Raw genomic sequence first — 16,394 nt, 5'->3', positions numbered from 1 at the left:
GCAGGCGGCCGCCGCCGCTATGATCGGGCTGACATTGGGCGCGGAGGTCGATGTGATCGTCTATCTCACCACCCAGCATTTTGGGCTCAAGACCTTTGGCGGACTGTATGGCGGGTTGCTGATGGCCTTGTCGGTCGGCACCGCAACCGGGCCGCTTGGGGCGTCGGCGCTTTATGACGCGACCGGGGGCTATGGCCCATTCCTGTGGCTGACCATCGCGCTGATGGTGGCAAGCAGCCTGACATTGGCGAGCCTGCCGCGTCCGGCTTATGCGAACGGTAAGCCTCAGCCATGACGGGAATCATCATGACGCGACGTTTGCTGTTCCGACCAAGCTTGCGTGAGGAGCAAACGAGTGACGACTATAGCAGATGCCCATGATCACGGCCTGATCCATGACCTGAGCCATATGAGCGTTCTGTCGCGCCAGGCAATCGGTCGGCGGCGCACTTTGCGGCTGCTTTTGTCGGCGGGCGGTGCAGCGATGGTCAGCGCCTGCGGGGGCAGCGACGCCAGCGGCTCGGTGGAAACGACCGGTTCGACGACAACCACCACAAACACCACGACGACATCGACAACCGGAACGACCAGCACGTCCAGCGAAAGCTGCGTCGCCGATCCGACCGAAACCAACGGACCATATCCGGCTGATGGGTCCAATAGCGTCAATGGCAGCGTGGTCAACGCTCTGGACGACAACGGTATCGTTCGCGCCGACATCCGTTCCAGTTTCGGCACGGCGTCCGGCACGGCTGCCGGGATTTACATGCAATTGACGATCACGGTCGTGAATGTGAACAGCGGCTGTGCGCCCTTGGCTGGTTATGCAGTCTATCTGTGGCACTGTACGCGCGATGGCCAATATTCACTATACGATATCCCTGGCGAGAATTATCTGCGCGGTGTCGGCGTGACCGATGCCAACGGACAAGTGACTTTTATCAGCATCTTTCCAGGATGTTATGCTGGACGATACCCGCATATCCATTTCGAGGTCTATCCCAGCCTAGCCCGTGCGACGACCTACGCCAATCGCGTGCTGACGTCCCAATTGGCGATGCCGACAGCGGCCTGTACCGCCATCTACGCCACAAGCGGCTACGCCAGCAGCAGAAGCAATTTCTCCAGCACGACGACAGCCAATGACAATGTGTTTGGCGACAACACGGCAGAGCAGATCGCAGCGATGACGCCCGCCATGACCGGCGACATCACCAACGGCTTTACCGGGTCGGTGACAGTCGGACTGGCTATCTGATCACAAGGGTGCTTCAGGCGCCCTTCGCGTCCTGCTTGGCCTTGTGCGCGGCCAGCAGGCCGTCGATTTCGACGATGCGCAGGCGCTGGGGCGTATCCTTAGCCAGTCCCTTGAGACGGCATTCGGCCCAGAGCGCGCGGCGTTCGGCGGTGAGGGCCTTGAGATAGAGGTCGGCCATTTGGGGCTCCTGTAAAAAGATCGGGGGCGGTGCGTCGCCGCCCGCCCCCTCCACCATCGGCTGTACCGATGGTTCCCCTCCCCGTACCGGGGAGGAATTATCGTCAGGCTGCCTTCGAGCGGCTCATACGCTTGCGCTCGTTCGGGTCCAGATAGCGCTTGCGCAGGCGGATCGTCTTGGGCGTGACTTCGACTAGTTCATCATCGTCGATATAGGCGATGGCCTGTTCCAACGTCAGCTTCCAGGGCGGGGTCAGGCGAACGGCGTCGTCCTTGCCGCTCGCGCGGAAGTTGGTCAGCGCCTTGGACTTCATCGGGTTGACTTCGAGATCGTCGGGCTTGGCGTTCTGGCCGATGATCATGCCTTCATAGAGCGCTTCGCCGACGCCCACCATCAGGATGCCGCGTTCTTCGAGCGGACCCAGCGCATAGGCATTGGCTTCGCCCGACCCGTTGGAGATGAGGACGCCATTCTTGCGGCCTTCGATCGTGCCCTTATGGGGACCATATTTCTCGAACAGGCGGTTCATGATGCCGGTGCCGCGCGTGTCGGACAGGAATTCGCCATGATAGCCGATCAGGCCGCGCGAAGGCGCGGAGAAGGTGATGCGGGTCTTGCCACCGCCCGACGGACGCATGTCGGTCATCTCGGCCTTGCGCAGGTTCATCTTCTCGACGACAGTGCCGGAAAATTCATCATCGACGTCGATCATGACGGTTTCATACGGCTCGGTCTTGTTGCCGTCCTCGTCCGTGCCGAATAACACGCGCGGGCGGCTGATCGAGAGTTCGAAGCCTTCGCGGCGCATCGTTTCGATGAGCACGCCAAGCTGCAATTCGCCGCGGCCGGCGACTTCGAAACTGTCCTTGTCGGCGCTCTCCGTGACCTTCACGGCGACGTTCGATTCGGCTTCGCGAGCGAGGCGATCGCGGATCATGCGGCTGGTGACCTTGGTGCCTTCGCGGCCGGCCATCGGCGAATCATTCACGGCAAAGCGCATCGAGAGCGTTGGCGGATCGATCGGCTGGGCCTGGATCGGTTCGGTGACCGAGATGTCGCAGATGGTGTTGGCGACGGTCGCGACGGAGAGGCCCGCCAGCGAGATGATGTCGCCTGCCTTGGCTTCGTCAACAGGAACGCGATCAAGGCCATGAAACGCCATGATCTTCGACGCACGACCCGTTTCGATGACCGTGCCGTCCATGTCGAGCGCGTGGATCGCCTGGTTCACCTTGACCGAACCGCTGGTTACGCGGCCGGTGAGGATGCGGCCGAGGAAGTTGTCGCGGTCGAGCAAAGTCACCAGGAAGGTGAAGGGCACGCCATCGACTTCCACGGCGGGCGCGGGGACGTGATCAACAATCTTCTGGAACAGCGGCTTCAACGTGCCCGCCCGCAGCGTGGGGTCTTCATTGGCGTAGCCATTGCGACCCGACGCGTAAAGAACGGGGAAATCGAGCTGCTCGTCGGTCGCTTCGAGCGACACGAACAGATCGAACACTTCGTCCAGCACTTCCTGGATACGCTCGTCGGGGCGGTCGACCTTGTTGACGACGACGATGGGCTTCAACCCCAGCGCCAGCGCCTTGCCGGTCACGAACTTCGTCTGCGGCATCGCGCCTTCGGACGAATCGACCAGCAGGACGACGCCATCGACCATCGAGAGGATGCGTTCGACTTCGCCGCCGAAATCGGCGTGGCCCGGTGTATCGACGATGTTGATGCGGGTGCCTTCCCACTCAACCGAGGTCGGCTTGGCAAGAATGGTGATGCCGCGCTCTTTTTCGAGATCGTTGCTGTCCATCGCGCGCTCTTCGACGCGCTGATTGTCGCGGAAGGTGCCGGACTGGCGGAAAAGCTGGTCGACGAGGGTTGTTTTGCCGTGATCGACGTGCGCGATGATGGCGATATTACGCAGGGACATGTCTTGCCTTCGGGATATGTGTTGGCCCACGCCGACACAAGGTCACGCAGAGGCTTCGGCCGCGCCCCTACAGGAAATGACGCGTTGCGGCAAGAGCAGGACCGCAGCCAAGCCAAAGGCCAAGTGCCTTCGTGCTTCCCATCGCGCGACGTGGCTCCTATCATCATGGCGACGATTGCGCCTTGCAGCGCAGGTGTTCTATATCGATATGACACCCAAGGAGATAGCATGGCTACGACTGCGCCCACCGCGACCCAGACCGCGACCGCCGATATGTTGAACCTGACCGCGCCCGACCCGGTGCCGGTCGTCGCGGCCGACAAGGCGGCCGGGCTGGTGCCGATCGACGAGGCAAAGAAGTCCAAGCTGGACGAAAAAGTCGATGCCTTCATCGACGATCTGGTGGCGCAGGATGCCAACAGTCCCGAATTCGGGGTGCGGGTCGACCAGTTGACCAATATGGGGCGCAAGGAAATCGCCGAGGCGGCCGGGCACTCCAACCGCTTCCTCGACCGCCCGGTGCGGGCGATGGACAGCGATACCAAGGTCGGCGCGGACCTCGCCGAACTGCGCCGCACGGTCGAGGATCTGGACCCCGGCAAGCGCGGCAACCTGCTTGCGCCCAAGAAGCTGTTCGGCATCATCCCGTTCGGCAACAAGATGCGCGACTATTTCGACGGCTATAAAAGCGCGCAGGGGCATATCAATGCGATCCTGGGGTCGCTGGCCAGCGGCAAGGATACGCTGATCAAGGATAATGCCGCGATCGACGTGGAGCGGCAGAATATGTGGCAGACCATGGGCCGTCTGGAACAGATGATCCATATCAGCAAGACGATGGATGCGCGGCTGGAGGCCAAGGCGCTGGAGCTGGATTCGAGCGATCCGGCCAAGGCCAAGGCGATCCGCGAAAGCGCGCTGTTCTACATTCGCCAGCGGACGCAGGATCTGCTGACGCAGATGGCGGTGACGGTGCAGGGCTATCTGGCGCTCGATCTGGTGAAAAAGAATAATATCGAACTGGTCAAGGGCGTGGACCGCGCCAGCACGACCACGGTCGCGGCGCTGCGGACGGCGGTGACGGTGGCGCAGGCGCTGGCCGGGCAGCGGCTGGTGCTGGAACAGATCAGCGCGCTCAATACGACGACCGCGAACATGATCGATCGCACCGGCGAATTGCTCAAGAGCCAGACCGCGCAAATCCACGAGCAGGCCGCGTCCAGCACGATCCCGATCGAAACGCTGCAGCGCGCCTTCCAGAATATCTATGACACGATGGACAATATCGACGCGTTCAAGATGAAGGCGCTGGAGAATATGAAGACGACGGTGACCACGCTGTCGGGCGAAGTGGAGAAGTCCAAGGGCTATATCGCCCGCGCGCAGGGCCAGGCCGAAGCCTCACGCGACGTGCGCGTGGATAATTCGCTGTTGAGCGCGATCGAGGGGTGAGCCGCATGTGCGCCCCCACCCCGTTCGGTTCGAGCCTGTCGAGAACCCTCGCGCGCCAGTTCTCGACAAGCTCGAACCGAACGGAGGGGGGACGAGCATGAGCCGGTCCGATCGCGTCTTGGCCGATGCCGAGGCTGTGCTGCGCCGTCATAGCGAGCGCGGGCAGAGCTTGAGCGCGCGGGCACGGCAGCGGCGCAATGCGGGGCTGATGCGGAAGGTCAAATATGCCTTCTGGGCGGTGCTGACGGTGTTGTTGGGTAGCGTGGTGGCCGGGTTCGTGCTGCCGCTTGGCACTACCGGCGTGATGATTGCGCTGGGCGTGATGATCGCCGCGCTATTGCTGATCGCGCTGTTGCCGACGGAGACGAAGGTGAAGTCCGAAGCGCTGGCACAGACGCCGCTCACCGCCTTGCCGCTGCAGACCGAAATCTGGCTGGAAAATCAGCGCAAGGCCCTGCCTGCGCCCGCGATCACGCTGGTCGACAGTATCGGCGTCAAGCTGGAAACGCTGGCCCCGCAGTTGGAGCGGCTCGACCCGCAAGACCCGGCCGCGCAGGATGTGCGCCGCTTGCTGTCAGATCATTTGCCCGAACTGGTGACCGGCTATCAGTCCATCCCCCAGCCGATGCGGCGCGAACAGCGGAACGGGCGCGTGCCCGAACAGCAGTTGATCGACGGGCTGGGCGTCATCGACGCGGAAATCGCGCGGATGAGCGAGCAATTGGCGAGCGGCGACCTCAACAAGTTGGCGACGCAGAACCGGTTTCTGGAGCTGAAATATCAGGAGGCGAAGGAATTAGGGGCGTAAGGCCCCTGTCCTTCCCCCATGATCCACCTGACCCTGATCATTGTCGATTTTCTGACCGGGCTGCTGGCGGCGGGTGCCTGGGCACTGGCGTCAGCCGGTGGCGCGATCGCGGCATTGGTCGGCGGCGGTGTGTTGGGGGTATCGCTGTTTCGACGCTGGCGGCGCAAGGGCTAGTCGCCGCGTACGACGCGATCGACCGTGAACTGCGGCAAGGGCAGGTCGAAATGGACGCCGAAGCGTTTCGCCCGCACCCACATGACCCGGCCCGCCACACTCAGCGCGCTAGCTTCGATCACGACATGGTCGCCGACCTGTGGTGGACTGTCGCTATGCGCCAGCGCGCCCGTCATCGACAGATCGAGCAGATGCGCGCGCACCGGCAGACCCTGCACGCGCAACAGGACCGGCTCGAACAATTTGAGCCGCGTCGCGCGACGGGCCGCGCCAAGCGAATGATGGTCCTGCAATCCTGTGCCTCCCGTTGGGAAGCATAACATGGGCGAAGACGATGCGTTCCCAACAAGAAAAGTCAGGACGGCATTAACCCTCTTTACCGGTCATCGAGTGCGCAGGGGATGATCGTGGCAGGGTCGGGCCGCGCGGCGATGCGGCGGAAACGGGCGAAATAGCCGCCGGCGGTTGGCTTGGGGATCAGTTCTTCCATGCGGAAGCCCATCGCCGCCAATTCGCAGGCGAGCAGGCGCGGCGGCGTGCCATGTTGGTCGGTCGGCCGATCGGCATCGACGACGATCAGTTCGCCATCCTTTTTCAGCGCTGGGGACAGGTGCCACAGGAAGGCATAGGGTTCGGCAATCTCATGATACATATGCACCATCATGATCCGGTCGAAGCTGTTTTCGGGCAGCCGGGGGTCTTCTGGCGCCCCCAGCTTGACGCTGACATTATCCCATTTTTCGCGGGTGATGCGGCGTGAGAGCGCTTCGATCACTTCGGGCATGATGTCTTCGGCCAGCACGCGGCCCTGCGCGCCCACGCGCGCGGCGAGGCGGACGGTATAATAGCCCTCGCCTGCGCCGATGTCGGCGACGGTCATGCCGGGGCGGATGCCCGCCCGGTCCATGATATCGTCGGCCTCATGCACGCGGTCGCGCGCTTCCTCGCTGGACCAGCGGGTCGAAACGATCGGCGCGACCGGGCGATCGGCCTGGGGAAAAGGCTGGGCAGCGACGGCGCGCCTGGTCCCGTCGCCCGGCGACAGCATGTCGCAAGCGGCCAGCAGGACGGAGATGCCCACCAGCGCCAGGCGCATCATCAGTCGACATCCTCCACATCGACCTTTTCGCCCGTCACCTTTTGCGACAGAGCAGCGGCCATGAAGGGATCGAGCGCGCCGTCGAGAACATCGTCGGGCGCGGTCGAGGTGACCCCGGTGCGCAAATCCTTCACCAGCTGATAGGGTTGCAGCACATAGGAGCGGATCTGATGGCCCCAGCCGATCTCCGTCTTGGCCGCATATTCGCCTGCCGTGACGGCTTCGCGCTTGGCCAATTCGGCTTCGTAGAGCCGGGCCTTGAGCATGTTCATCGCGGTCGCACGGTTCTTGTGCTGCGACCGATCATTTTGCGATGCGACGATGATGCCGGACGGAACGTGGGTGATGCGGACAGCCGAATCGGTGGTGTTGACGTGCTGCCCGCCTGCGCCCGACGCGCGATAGGTATCGATCTTGAGGTCGCTTTCCTTGACCTCGATATCGATATCGTCGTCGATGACCGGATAGACCCACACCGACGAGAAGCTGGTGTGGCGGCGCGCGGCGCTGTCATAGGGGCTGATGCGGACGAGGCGGTGGACGCCGCTTTCGGTCTTGGCATAGCCATAGGCATTTTCGCCCTTGATCAGGAAAGTCGCGGACTTGATGCCCGCCTGATCGCCCGCCTGATAATCGACCAGTTCTACCTTATAGCCGCGCCGTTCCGCCCAACGGCGATACATGCGCGACAGAATCTCGGCCCAATCCTGGCTTTCGGTGCCGCCAGCGCCCGCGTGGATTTCGAGATAAGTGTCGCTGGCGTCGGCTTCGCCCGCCAGCAGCGCCTTGATCTTGTCTTCATCAGCGCGGTCGGCCAGCGCCTTCAAGGAGGCGATGGCTTCGCTGACCATATCCTCATCACCCTCGGCCTCGGCCATTTCGATGAGTTCGGCATTGTCGGATTTCTCCGCGGCGATCGCGCGGGTCGCGCCGATCGCGCTGTCCAGCCGGGTGCGTTCGCGCATGACTTCCTGCGCCAGCTTCGCATTGTCCCACAGCGTCGGATCTTCGACGCGGGCGTTCAACTCGTCGAGACGGCGCAGTGCGCGGTCCCAGTCGAGGAAGCGGCGCAACAGGTTCAGCGCGGCGTCGATACGATCGATATATTGCTGCGCTTCGGCGCGCATAGTCTCATCTCCAAGTGACGGCGGCCCGGCCGACGCTGCACGCTCCTTAGCGCGTCGCGGCGGGCTTGTCGAAGCGCGCTTCCTTCCCGATGCCGGGCCGGTTCGTCAAGCGCTTAGCCCTGGGTCACGCTTTCCAGTACGGCGGCACGCAATTCGGGGATGCCCATGCCTTTTTCCGCCGACGTCGCAATGATGTCGGGATGGGCGGCGGGCCGCTTGCGGATCGCGGCGGCCGTATCGACGAACACCTGTTCCAATTCGCTCGCCTTGATCTTGTCCGCCTTGGTCAGGATGATGCGGTAGCTGACCGCCGCGCCATCGAGCATGTCGAGCATGTCGGTATCGACATCCTTAATGCCATGGCGGCTATCGATCAGGACCAGGGTGCGCTTGAGCGCCGCGCGACCGCGCAGATAGTCGTTCACCAGGAACTTCCATTTGCGCACGACGTCCTTGGGTGCCTTGGCATAGCCATAGCCCGGCATGTCCACGAGGCGGAAGCGCAGCGGTTCGCCCACGTCGAAGAAGTTCAACTCCTGCGTGCGACCCGGCGTGTTCGACGTGCGCGCCAGCGTGTTGCGGTTGGTCAGCGCATTGAGCAGCGAGGATTTGCCGACATTGGAGCGGCCCGCAAAGGCGACTTCGTTCACCGCCATGTCGGGCAGGAATTCCAGCGCGGGCGCGGATTTGAGGAAGGCGATCGGGCCGGAAAAGACCTTGCGCGCTTCTTCGATGATGTCGGGGGAGTCCATATCGTTCACCTCAAAATCCTCCCCCGGCGGGGGAGGGGGACCGCGCCCGAAGGGCGTGGTGGAGGGGTGTCGCCCCATCGATAGGGTGACACCCCTCCGTCTGGCCTGCGGCCATCCACCTCCCCTGCCAGGGGAGGACGGAAAGCCGCTTCGTTACTTCGTTGCCGTCGCCACGCTGAGCGCAGGATGGCGTTTGTAGAGCCACCATTGTTGCGCCATCGACAGGCAGTTGTTGGTGATCCAGTAGACCAGCAGACCCGCCGCGAAGGGGGCCATGATGAACATCATCATCCAGGGCATGATCGAGAAGATCTGCTGCTGCATCGGGTCCATCTGGGCCGGGTTGAGCTTGAACTGCAACCACATCGAAATGCCGAGCAGCACCGCCAGCACACCGATCGCCAGGAAGGATGGCGGGGTGAAGGGCAGCAGGCCGAACAGGTTGAGGATATGCAGCGGGTCAGGCGCGGACAGATCCTTGATCCACAGCACGAAGGGCTGATGGCGCATTTCGATCGTCAGCATCAGCACCTTGTAGAGCGCGAAGAAGATCGGGATCTGGATGAAGATGGGCAGACAGCCCGCGAGCGGGTTGACCTTCTCCGTCTTGTAGAGCGCCATCATCTCCTGCTGGAGCTTGGGCTTGTCGTCCTTATATTTTTCCTGCAGCAGCTTCATCTTGGGCTGCACCGCGCGCATCGCGGCCATGCTGGCGAACTGGCGCTGGGCGACGGGGAACATCAGCGCGCGGACCACGAAGGTCAGGCAGATGATGGCGACGCCGAAATTGCCGAGCGTTTCGAACAGCCAGTGGAGCAGCGCGAAGATCGGCTGTTCAAACCAGTAGAACCAGCCCCAGTCGATCGCGCGGTCGAACAGCTTCACGCCATCGCGCTCATAGGCCTGGAGCGTTTTGACTTCCTTGGCACCGACGAACAGGCGCTGCGTCTGGGTGACGGCCTTGCCGGGCGCGAGCATGGTCGAGCCAAGCGCGACATCCGCCTGATACTGAGTGCCCGCCCCTTTGCGGAACTGGCCCGCAAAGTCGGCATCCTTGCCCGGTACGAGCGCCGAGAGCCAATATTTGTCGGTGAAGCCGATCCAGCCACCCTTCGACTGGAACTCGCGGGTCGAGGGGCCTTCGTCGAGATCGCTATAGTTGACGTCGTAATTGGCCGCGTTGTTGAACACGCCCATCGGCCCGATATGGATGGTCCAGGTGTCTGGGTCCTTGGGCACGCCGGTACGGCTAATATAGCCATAGGGCTTCACGCCGACCGTGCCGGTGCCGCTGTTCGACACTTTCTGCGCGGCGGTGATCATGTAATTTTCATCGACCGACAGGCGGATTTCGAAAAGCTGGCCCGCGCCATTGTTCCACGTCAGCGTGACGGGGCTGGTCGGCGTGAGCGCGCTACCTTGCGCCGTCCAGACCGTGTCCTTGTTCGGGGTCTTGAGCCCCTCCCCCTGCCAGCCGAAGCCAGCAAAATAGGCGTCCTGCGTCCCGGCCGGGCTGTAGAGGCGAACGTTGGCCGAATCCTTGGCAATCGTTTCCTTATAGGTCGGCAGGACGATGTCGTCGATGCGCGCGCCCTTGAGGTTGATCGAGCCGACGAGCTTGGGCGTGCGGATGGGGACGCGCGGCCCTTCTTTCAGCACGATCGCGCGGTCGCGAATCGCGGCGGGGCTGTCGGCGGTCGGATCGGCAGCGGGATTGGCGACCGGCGTGGTCTTGCCCCCTTCGATCCGGGTGACGGGCGGATTGGCGGCCGGAAAGAAATAGCCCGATACATAGGGCCAGCCGAACAGGATCGCTGCGGTCAGCAAAACCGCGAGAATGATATTCTTCTTGTCGTCCACGCTATTCGGCTCCGCCGTCTCTTGTGTCTTTATCAGGGAACCGGATCATAGCCCGACCCGCCCCATGGGTGGCATCGCATTAGCCGCTTGCCCGCCAACCAGCTACCCTTGATCGCGCCATATTTGCGGATCGCGAGAATCGCATATTCCGAGCAGGAGGGCGCGAAGCGGCAGGAGGGCGGCAGGATGCGCGAAGGGCCAAGCTGCCAGCCGCGCGCGATCAGGATGAGCAGGCGGCCGATCATGGGACTTTGCCCCGGTCCCCGGCCTTGCCCCCGCCCTTGCCCCGGCCATGTCCCGCCCGCGCGCCATGGCGCGGCGGGCTATCGCCTGCTTGCGGCGCGCGCGCAATCCTGCCTAGCGCCTTTTGCAATTCGGTGCGCAGCAGGGTGAAATCGCGCTCGATCCCGCCATCGCGGCCGATCAACACATGGTCTGCACCGGCAAAACCATGGAGCGGCAGCAATTCGCGCGCGAGAACGCGAAAGCGGCGCTTCATCCGGTTACGGATGACGGCGCCGCCCACTTTTTTCGTGACCGTGATGCCAAAGCGCATCGCCGGATCGCCATCGGCACGGTCGCGCACCAGCAGGACGAAGCCCGGCATGGGTGCGCGCTTGCCGCGATTGGCCGCCAGAAAATCGGCCCGCCTGCCCATGATGGCAGGCGCGGCCGAAGGCGGCCCTTCGATCAGGCGCTCAGGCTCTTGCGACCGCGCGCACGACGGGCGCGGATAATGTTGCGGCCGCCGGGGGTCGCCATGCGGGCGCGATAACCGTGACGGCGCTTCCGAACCAGATTGCTCGGCTGAAAAGTGCGCTTCATCGTTCATTCCTCAAAAAACAACTAGAGAATCGGGCGTGACAAAAAAGGGCCGCCAAATCAGCGGCCGCAAGTCAGGGTGCGTCCGATAGGCAAAGGAGGGGTGGAAGTCAATGGTGGAGCGTGGTGCCGGCTACCATTCGGTTCGAGCCTGTCGAGAACCCTTGGCGCCAGAGTTCTCGACAGGCTCGAACCGAACGAAGACAGGATTATTTCCCGCGCGCGGCTGCGACGCCGCTCTGGAGCGCATCATAGCCGACCGCGCCGTTCAACACCTGGCCGCCGATCACGAAGGTCGGCGTGCCGCTCGCCTGCAATTTCTGGGCGAGCGCGATGTTGGACTGGATTTCGGCGTCATATTTGCTCGATGCGATGGCGGCTTCGGTATCGGCCTTGCTGATCCCCGCCTTGCCCGCCGCAGCGATGATGCTGTCGCGCGTTACCCGGCCCGCGCCATACATGGCCTTGTGATAGGCCATATATTGGCCGCGTTCGGCGGCGAGCAACGACACCTTGGCTGCGTCGCTGCTTTCTTCCGACAGGATGGGGAGTTCGCGATAGACGACCTTCACCTTGGCATCGGCGGCGACCAGCTTGGCAAGGTCGGGGAGCGAGGCGCGGCAATAGCCGCAAGCATAGTCGAAAAATTCAACCACGGTGACGTCGGCATTGGCCGCACCTTCCCACGCCCCGGCATAGGGTTTTTCAAGCGCGGCGCGATTGTCGCTGATGGTGGTCGACATCCGGTTGGCCTGCAATTTCTCGATCGCCTGCGGGATGATCTCCGGGTGATCGAGAATATAGTCATGGACGATCTTCTCGATCGCCGCCTTATCGGTGGCGGCGACGCTGGTGGGGGCCTGCACGGCGAGCGCAGTGCCAGCGGCGGCCGCGATAAAGGCGATAGCGCCAAGGGTCATCTGGATCGTCCTGTTGGAAAGGGCCGCGCGAAAGCTGGGCCGAGGCTGGTCTGTCATCTTTATCTTTTCTTCCGCTGCTGCTCGATCGCCGCGCGCGAGGTCATGGCGATATCCTGCGCCCGCAGATAGTCAACCGTGCCCTGCTGCAACCCCTGCATCGCGGCGTCGGCGCTGCGCAGCGCCATGGGATGCTGGCCCATCATCGCATAGCGTTCCGCCGTCGCAAGCGCGGCGCGGGGCGTGTCACCACGGCGGGCATAGACCACGCCCAGCTGATACCAGGCGAAGGGATTTTCCCGGTCGCGCGCTACCGCAATGCGGAGCACATCTTCGGCTTCGGCGAAATTGGCCTCATCCTCGGTCGCGATCAGGGCGTGGGCGAGCAGGACGGAAATCAACGGCTGGTTGGTGCGCTTGACCGCTTCGCGCAAAGGCGCGACCGCATCCTTGGGGCGGCCGCTTTCGAGCAATATCTGGCCCTTGAGTTCCAGAAAATAGGGGTCGTTCGGCGCAGCCGCGAGCAGCGCGTCGGCCTCGTACAAGGCGCGCTGGGGATAGGCGCTTTTGTGCCAGGCATAGGCCCTGGCATAATGGGCCGGGATCGACTGGTCGCTTTCGGGATATTTGATCAATGTCTGCGTCGGTTCGGACACGAAGCCGACCAGCTTGGCCTTGATGCGCTCGAACCGGGCTTCAAGCTGCGGGTCGACCGGCTTTTCCCATGCCGGGTCGACGGTATAGACTTCGCGCAGCACATTGATGCGCTCGCCCGACAGCGGATGGGTGCGACCGTAGCTGTTATCCTGCGGAATCGCGAGGCGATATTCCTGATTTTGCAGCTTCTTGAAGAATTCGAGGCTGCCTTTACCGCTGACCCCGGCGGCGCTCAGATAGCGCGCACCCGCCAGATCCGCCGAGCTTTCCTGGCCGCGGGAAAAGGCGAGGAACCGGCTCATCGCCGCCTGTTGCCCCAGACCCATGATGCCCAGGCCAGCTTCCGCGCCGCCCGCGGCGATCGCCGCCGCGCCCAGCACGAGGCTAAGCAGGGTCACGCCGGTCGCCTCACGCATGCCCTCGCCGAAACGGACGATATGCCCGCCCTCGATATGGCCAAGCTCGTGCGCGACAACGCCCTGCACCTGGTTCACATTGTCCGCCTGCGCGATCAGGCCGCTATGCACCCAGACATATTGGCCGCCCGCGACGAAGGCATTAATTTCGGGATCGTTGATGACCATGATCTCGACATTGCGCGGCTGCATGCCGGCCGCTTTGACCAGCGGGGCGGACATATCCGCCATGAAGGCTTCGGTTTCGGCATCGCGCAAGATGCTTTGCGCCAGCGCGGGGCGCGCGACGCTGGTCAGCGCCAGGGCCGCGAGCGCGACGAGTTTCAACCGGCCCCGCATCAGCGGTGACCGTGGCATGTAGGAGAGCAGACCATCACCGCCGCGCGGTGCCATGGTCGCCCTGAACCGCGCGTGAAGCGGGGCGGAATGAAAAGCGCCGCTGCGCTCCGGTCGGGACCGGCAGAGCAGCGGCGCTTGTTCATGGCGGTGGCGTCCCGTCCGGTTTATTGGCCGAAGGTGCGCTGCCACCAGCCGCGACGGGGCGTGCCGTCTTCATTCTGGCCGTCCTCAGTCTGAGCTTCTGCCGCATCGCCATCAGCGGCGACCGATTCGGCCACCGGTGCCGGCGTCGATTCGACCGGCGCAGGTGCCTCGATCGCGGCGTCGGGCGCGGCGTCCTGGGCCACGGCGTCCGCCTTCTTGCGACGGGTGCGCTTGGGCTTGGCTGGGGCTTCCTCGGCTGCAGGAACTGCCGCGGCCGAAGCAGCTTCCGCTTCGATCTGCGCCTTGGTGCGGCGGGTGCGCTTGGGCTTGACCGGGGCTTCGACCGGCGCTTCCTCGGCGACAACCGCTTCGGCCGGGGCTTCGACGGTCTCTACGACCGCTTCGGCTTCAGCCTTGGGCTTGCGGGCACGGGGACGGCGGCGAGTCTTGGGGGCGTCCTCTGCAGGAGCCTCCTCGACGGGCGCTTGCTCGACCGGCGCGTCTTCCACGACTGGCTCGGCGTCGGCCGATTCGGTGGCTTCCGCGCTCACAGTCTCATCACCACCTTCGCGACGGCGACGACCACCACGGCGACCGCGACGACCGCGACGACGTGCGCCGCCTTCCTCTTCGGTGCCGTCATTGGCTTCAGCGGGCTCAGCTTCGGCTTCACCCTCTGCGTCGGCATCGGCTTCGCTATCGCCTTCGACAGCGCCCTCACCCTCGGCGGCGCCTTCGGCCTGGCCATCCTCACGCGGACCGCCACGACGACGACGACGGCGGCGACGACGACGACCGCCTTCGCGATCCTCGCCCCGTTCAACGCGGTCGGCGGCTTCGGCGGGCGTTTCGGGCTCTTCAGCCTCTTCTTCCTCGACTTCCGCTTCTTCCTCTTCCTCGATGACGTCGAAATCCTCGTCGTCTTCGGGCAGCGGCGCGTAGCTTACGACGCGCTCAGGGCGCGGGCCGCTGGCCTCGACCGACATGCGCGCGCCCTCGACTTCGCCATCGGGCAGGATTTCGATCCGCACGCCATAGCGCTGCTCGATCTCGTCCAGTTCGCGACGCTTGTTGTTGAGGACGTAGAAGGCCGCTTCCTGGCTGGCGCGCAGGGTGATGCAGTTGCCACGACCACGGGCCGCTTCTTCTTCCAACATGCGCAACGCCGACAGGCCCGCCGACGAGGCGGTGCGGACAAGGCCAGTGCCTTCGCAATGCGGGCATTGGCGGGTCGAAGCTTCCAATACGCCGGTGCGCAGACGCTGACGGCTCATTTCCATGAGGCCGAAGCCCGAAATGCGGCCGACCTGGATGCGGGCGCGATCGTCGCGCAGCGCTTCCTTCATCGCCTTCTCGACCTTACGGATGTTGGAGTTATTCTCCATATCGATAAAGTCGATGACGACGAGGCCCGCCATGTCGCGCAGGCGCAACTGGCGCGCAATTTCGCGCGCGGCTTCCAGGTTGGTGGCGACGGCGGTCTGTTCGATGCCATGTTCACGGGTCGAGCGGCCGGAGTTGATGTCGATCGACACCAAGGCTTCGGTCGGGTTGATGACCAGATAGCCACCCGATTTCAGTTGCACGACCGGGTTGTACATGGCGGCCAGCTGATCTTCGACGCTGGCGCGCTGGAACAGCGATACAGGGTCTGCATATTGCTTCACGCGACGCACATGGCTCGGCATCAGCAGGCGCATAAAGTCCTTGGCAGCGCGATAGCCTTCCTCGCCCTCGACGATGACTTCTTCGATATCCTTATTGTAGATATCGCGGATCGCCCGCTTGATGAGGTCGCTATCATTGTGGATCAGTTCGGGCGCGGCGGCCTGCAGCGTCTTTTCGCGAATCTCGTCCCACAGGCGGGCGAGATAATCGAAGTCGCGCTTGATTTCGGGCTTGGTGCGCTGGAGCCCGGCGGTGCGGACGATGCAGCCCATGGACGACGGCAGCGCCATTTCGGCGATGATCGTCTTCAGCCGCTTGCGGTCGGCCGCGTTGCTGATCTTGCGCGAAATACCGCCGCCATGGCTGGTGTTCGGCATCAGCACGCAATAGCGACCGGCGAGCGACAAATAAGTGGTCAGGGCCGCACCCTTGTTGCCCCGTTCTTCCTTGACGACCTGGACCAGCAGCACCTGGCGGCGCTTGATGACGTCCTGAATCTTGTAGCGGCGGCGCAGCGCCATGCGCTTGCGGCGCAGTTCCTCGGCAGCATCATCGCCGGGCTTGCCGCGACGGCCCCGGTTCGGACGACCACCTTCGGACGCCTCGCCCTCGGCCGCTTCGCCTTCGGGTGCGCTATCTTCATCATCGTCATGATGATGCGTCGCTTCGACGATCTCGACGCCCTCGCCATCCTCGTCCTCATCGTCGAAGTCGGCGCGCAACGCGGCCTCTTCTTCGGCGTGCTCGCGCTCTTCGCGCAGCAGGGCTTCGCGATCTTCGCGCGGGATCTGATAATAGT

At 63.6% G+C, this 16,394-nt stretch carries 17 protein-coding genes and 1 pseudogene; 5 read left to right on the top strand and 13 right to left on the bottom strand.

The window, feature by feature from the left end; all coding sequences use genetic code 11:
• Together IL54_RS04370 and IL54_RS04365 are read left to right on the top strand one after the other, a co-directional pair.
• Window positions 1-295 (top strand): annotated as a pseudogene (locus IL54_RS04370) (MFS transporter); the annotation flags it as partial.
• 114 nt (window positions 296-409) lie between these two features.
• On the top strand, window positions 410-1,258 hold the full coding sequence (locus tag IL54_RS04365) for an intradiol ring-cleavage dioxygenase (protein ID WP_052027547.1): 849 nt from the start codon (window positions 410-412) through the stop codon (window positions 1,256-1,258).
• Between the two features lie 13 nt (window positions 1,259-1,271).
• Here IL54_RS04365 and IL54_RS24795 read toward each other — a convergent pair whose 3' ends face one another.
• Together IL54_RS24795 and typA are read right to left on the bottom strand one after the other, a co-directional pair.
• Window positions 1,272-1,436, bottom strand: coding sequence for a hypothetical protein (locus tag IL54_RS24795; protein WP_193378813.1), 165 nt, complete (start codon window positions 1,434-1,436; stop codon window positions 1,272-1,274).
• Between the two features lie 103 nt (window positions 1,437-1,539).
• On the bottom strand, window positions 1,540-3,360 hold the full coding sequence (gene typA / locus IL54_RS04360) for a translational GTPase TypA (protein WP_037473516.1): 1,821 nt from the start codon (window positions 3,358-3,360) through the stop codon (window positions 1,540-1,542).
• A gap of 228 nt (window positions 3,361-3,588) precedes the next feature.
• Between typA and IL54_RS04355 the strand changes: the two genes are divergently transcribed.
• From IL54_RS04355 to IL54_RS24790, 3 genes are all read left to right on the top strand, one after another.
• Entirely contained in the window at window positions 3,589-4,812 is a 1,224-nt protein-coding gene (locus IL54_RS04355; protein WP_037473514.1) for a toxic anion resistance protein, read from the top strand.
• Between the two features lie 97 nt (window positions 4,813-4,909).
• Window positions 4,910-5,620, top strand: coding sequence for a hypothetical protein (locus IL54_RS04350; protein WP_037473513.1), 711 nt, complete (start codon window positions 4,910-4,912; stop codon window positions 5,618-5,620).
• A gap of 18 nt (window positions 5,621-5,638) precedes the next feature.
• Window positions 5,639-5,794 carry a hypothetical protein gene (locus IL54_RS24790; protein WP_193378812.1) on the top strand — a complete coding sequence of 52 codons (156 nt, stop codon included), beginning with the start codon at window positions 5,639-5,641 and terminating at the stop codon, window positions 5,792-5,794.
• Here the strand turns inward: IL54_RS24790 and IL54_RS04345 are convergent.
• The 11 genes from IL54_RS04345 to IL54_RS04300 form a co-directional block, all read right to left on the bottom strand.
• On the bottom strand, window positions 5,791-6,087 hold the full coding sequence (locus IL54_RS04345; RefSeq protein ID WP_037473512.1) for a PilZ domain-containing protein: 297 nt from the start codon (window positions 6,085-6,087) through the stop codon (window positions 5,791-5,793). The two genes, IL54_RS24790 and IL54_RS04345, sit on opposite strands and share 4 nt — an antisense overlap.
• 83 nt (window positions 6,088-6,170) lie before the next feature.
• Window positions 6,171-6,893: a class I SAM-dependent methyltransferase gene (locus IL54_RS04340; RefSeq protein WP_037473511.1), complete on the bottom strand. Its 723-nt coding sequence runs from the start codon at window positions 6,891-6,893 to the stop codon at window positions 6,171-6,173.
• Window positions 6,893-8,020: a peptide chain release factor 2 gene (gene prfB, locus IL54_RS04335; protein WP_037473510.1), complete on the bottom strand. Its 1,128-nt coding sequence runs from the start codon at window positions 8,018-8,020 to the stop codon at window positions 6,893-6,895. The genes IL54_RS04340 and prfB overlap by 1 nt, the downstream gene beginning before the upstream one ends.
• 113 nt (window positions 8,021-8,133) lie before the next feature.
• Window positions 8,134-8,772 carry a ribosome biogenesis GTP-binding protein YihA/YsxC gene (gene yihA / locus IL54_RS04330; RefSeq protein ID WP_037473509.1) on the bottom strand — a complete coding sequence of 213 codons (639 nt, stop codon included), beginning with the start codon at window positions 8,770-8,772 and terminating at the stop codon, window positions 8,134-8,136.
• Window positions 8,773-8,925: 153 nt separating this feature from the next.
• A complete protein-coding gene (gene yidC / locus IL54_RS04325) occupies window positions 8,926-10,632 on the bottom strand; it encodes a membrane protein insertase YidC (RefSeq protein ID WP_037473508.1) in 1,707 nt (568 codons plus the stop codon).
• 32 nt (window positions 10,633-10,664) lie between these two features.
• Window positions 10,665-10,877, bottom strand: a complete 213-nt coding sequence (gene yidD / locus IL54_RS04320) for a membrane protein insertion efficiency factor YidD (protein ID WP_037473506.1) — start codon at window positions 10,875-10,877, stop codon at window positions 10,665-10,667.
• Window positions 10,874-11,290, bottom strand: a complete 417-nt coding sequence (rnpA, locus tag IL54_RS04315; RefSeq protein WP_037477800.1) for a ribonuclease P protein component — start codon at window positions 11,288-11,290, stop codon at window positions 10,874-10,876. Before rnpA ends, yidD begins: the two co-directional genes overlap by 4 nt.
• A 32-nt stretch (window positions 11,291-11,322) precedes the next feature.
• On the bottom strand, window positions 11,323-11,457 hold the full coding sequence (gene rpmH, locus IL54_RS22675; RefSeq protein WP_006959075.1) for a 50S ribosomal protein L34: 135 nt from the start codon (window positions 11,455-11,457) through the stop codon (window positions 11,323-11,325).
• A 206-nt stretch (window positions 11,458-11,663) separates the two neighbouring features.
• Complete coding sequence (locus tag IL54_RS04310; protein ID WP_052027546.1) at window positions 11,664-12,431, bottom strand: DsbA family protein; 768 nt, start codon at window positions 12,429-12,431, stop codon at window positions 11,664-11,666.
• A 2-nt stretch (window positions 12,432-12,433) separates the two neighbouring features.
• Window positions 12,434-13,783: a M48 family metalloprotease gene (locus IL54_RS04305; RefSeq protein ID WP_037473505.1), complete on the bottom strand. Its 1,350-nt coding sequence runs from the start codon at window positions 13,781-13,783 to the stop codon at window positions 12,434-12,436.
• 164 nt (window positions 13,784-13,947) lie between these two features.
• Window positions 13,948-16,394 (bottom strand): Rne/Rng family ribonuclease (locus IL54_RS04300; protein ID WP_037477797.1); only part of this gene is annotated, 2,447 nt, incomplete at its 5' end.

This window comes from Sphingobium sp. ba1 (genome assembly GCF_000743655.1).
Classification (GTDB): Bacteria; Pseudomonadota; Alphaproteobacteria; order Sphingomonadales; family Sphingomonadaceae; genus Sphingobium.
This window is presented reverse-complemented; position numbering and strand designations above follow the sequence as displayed.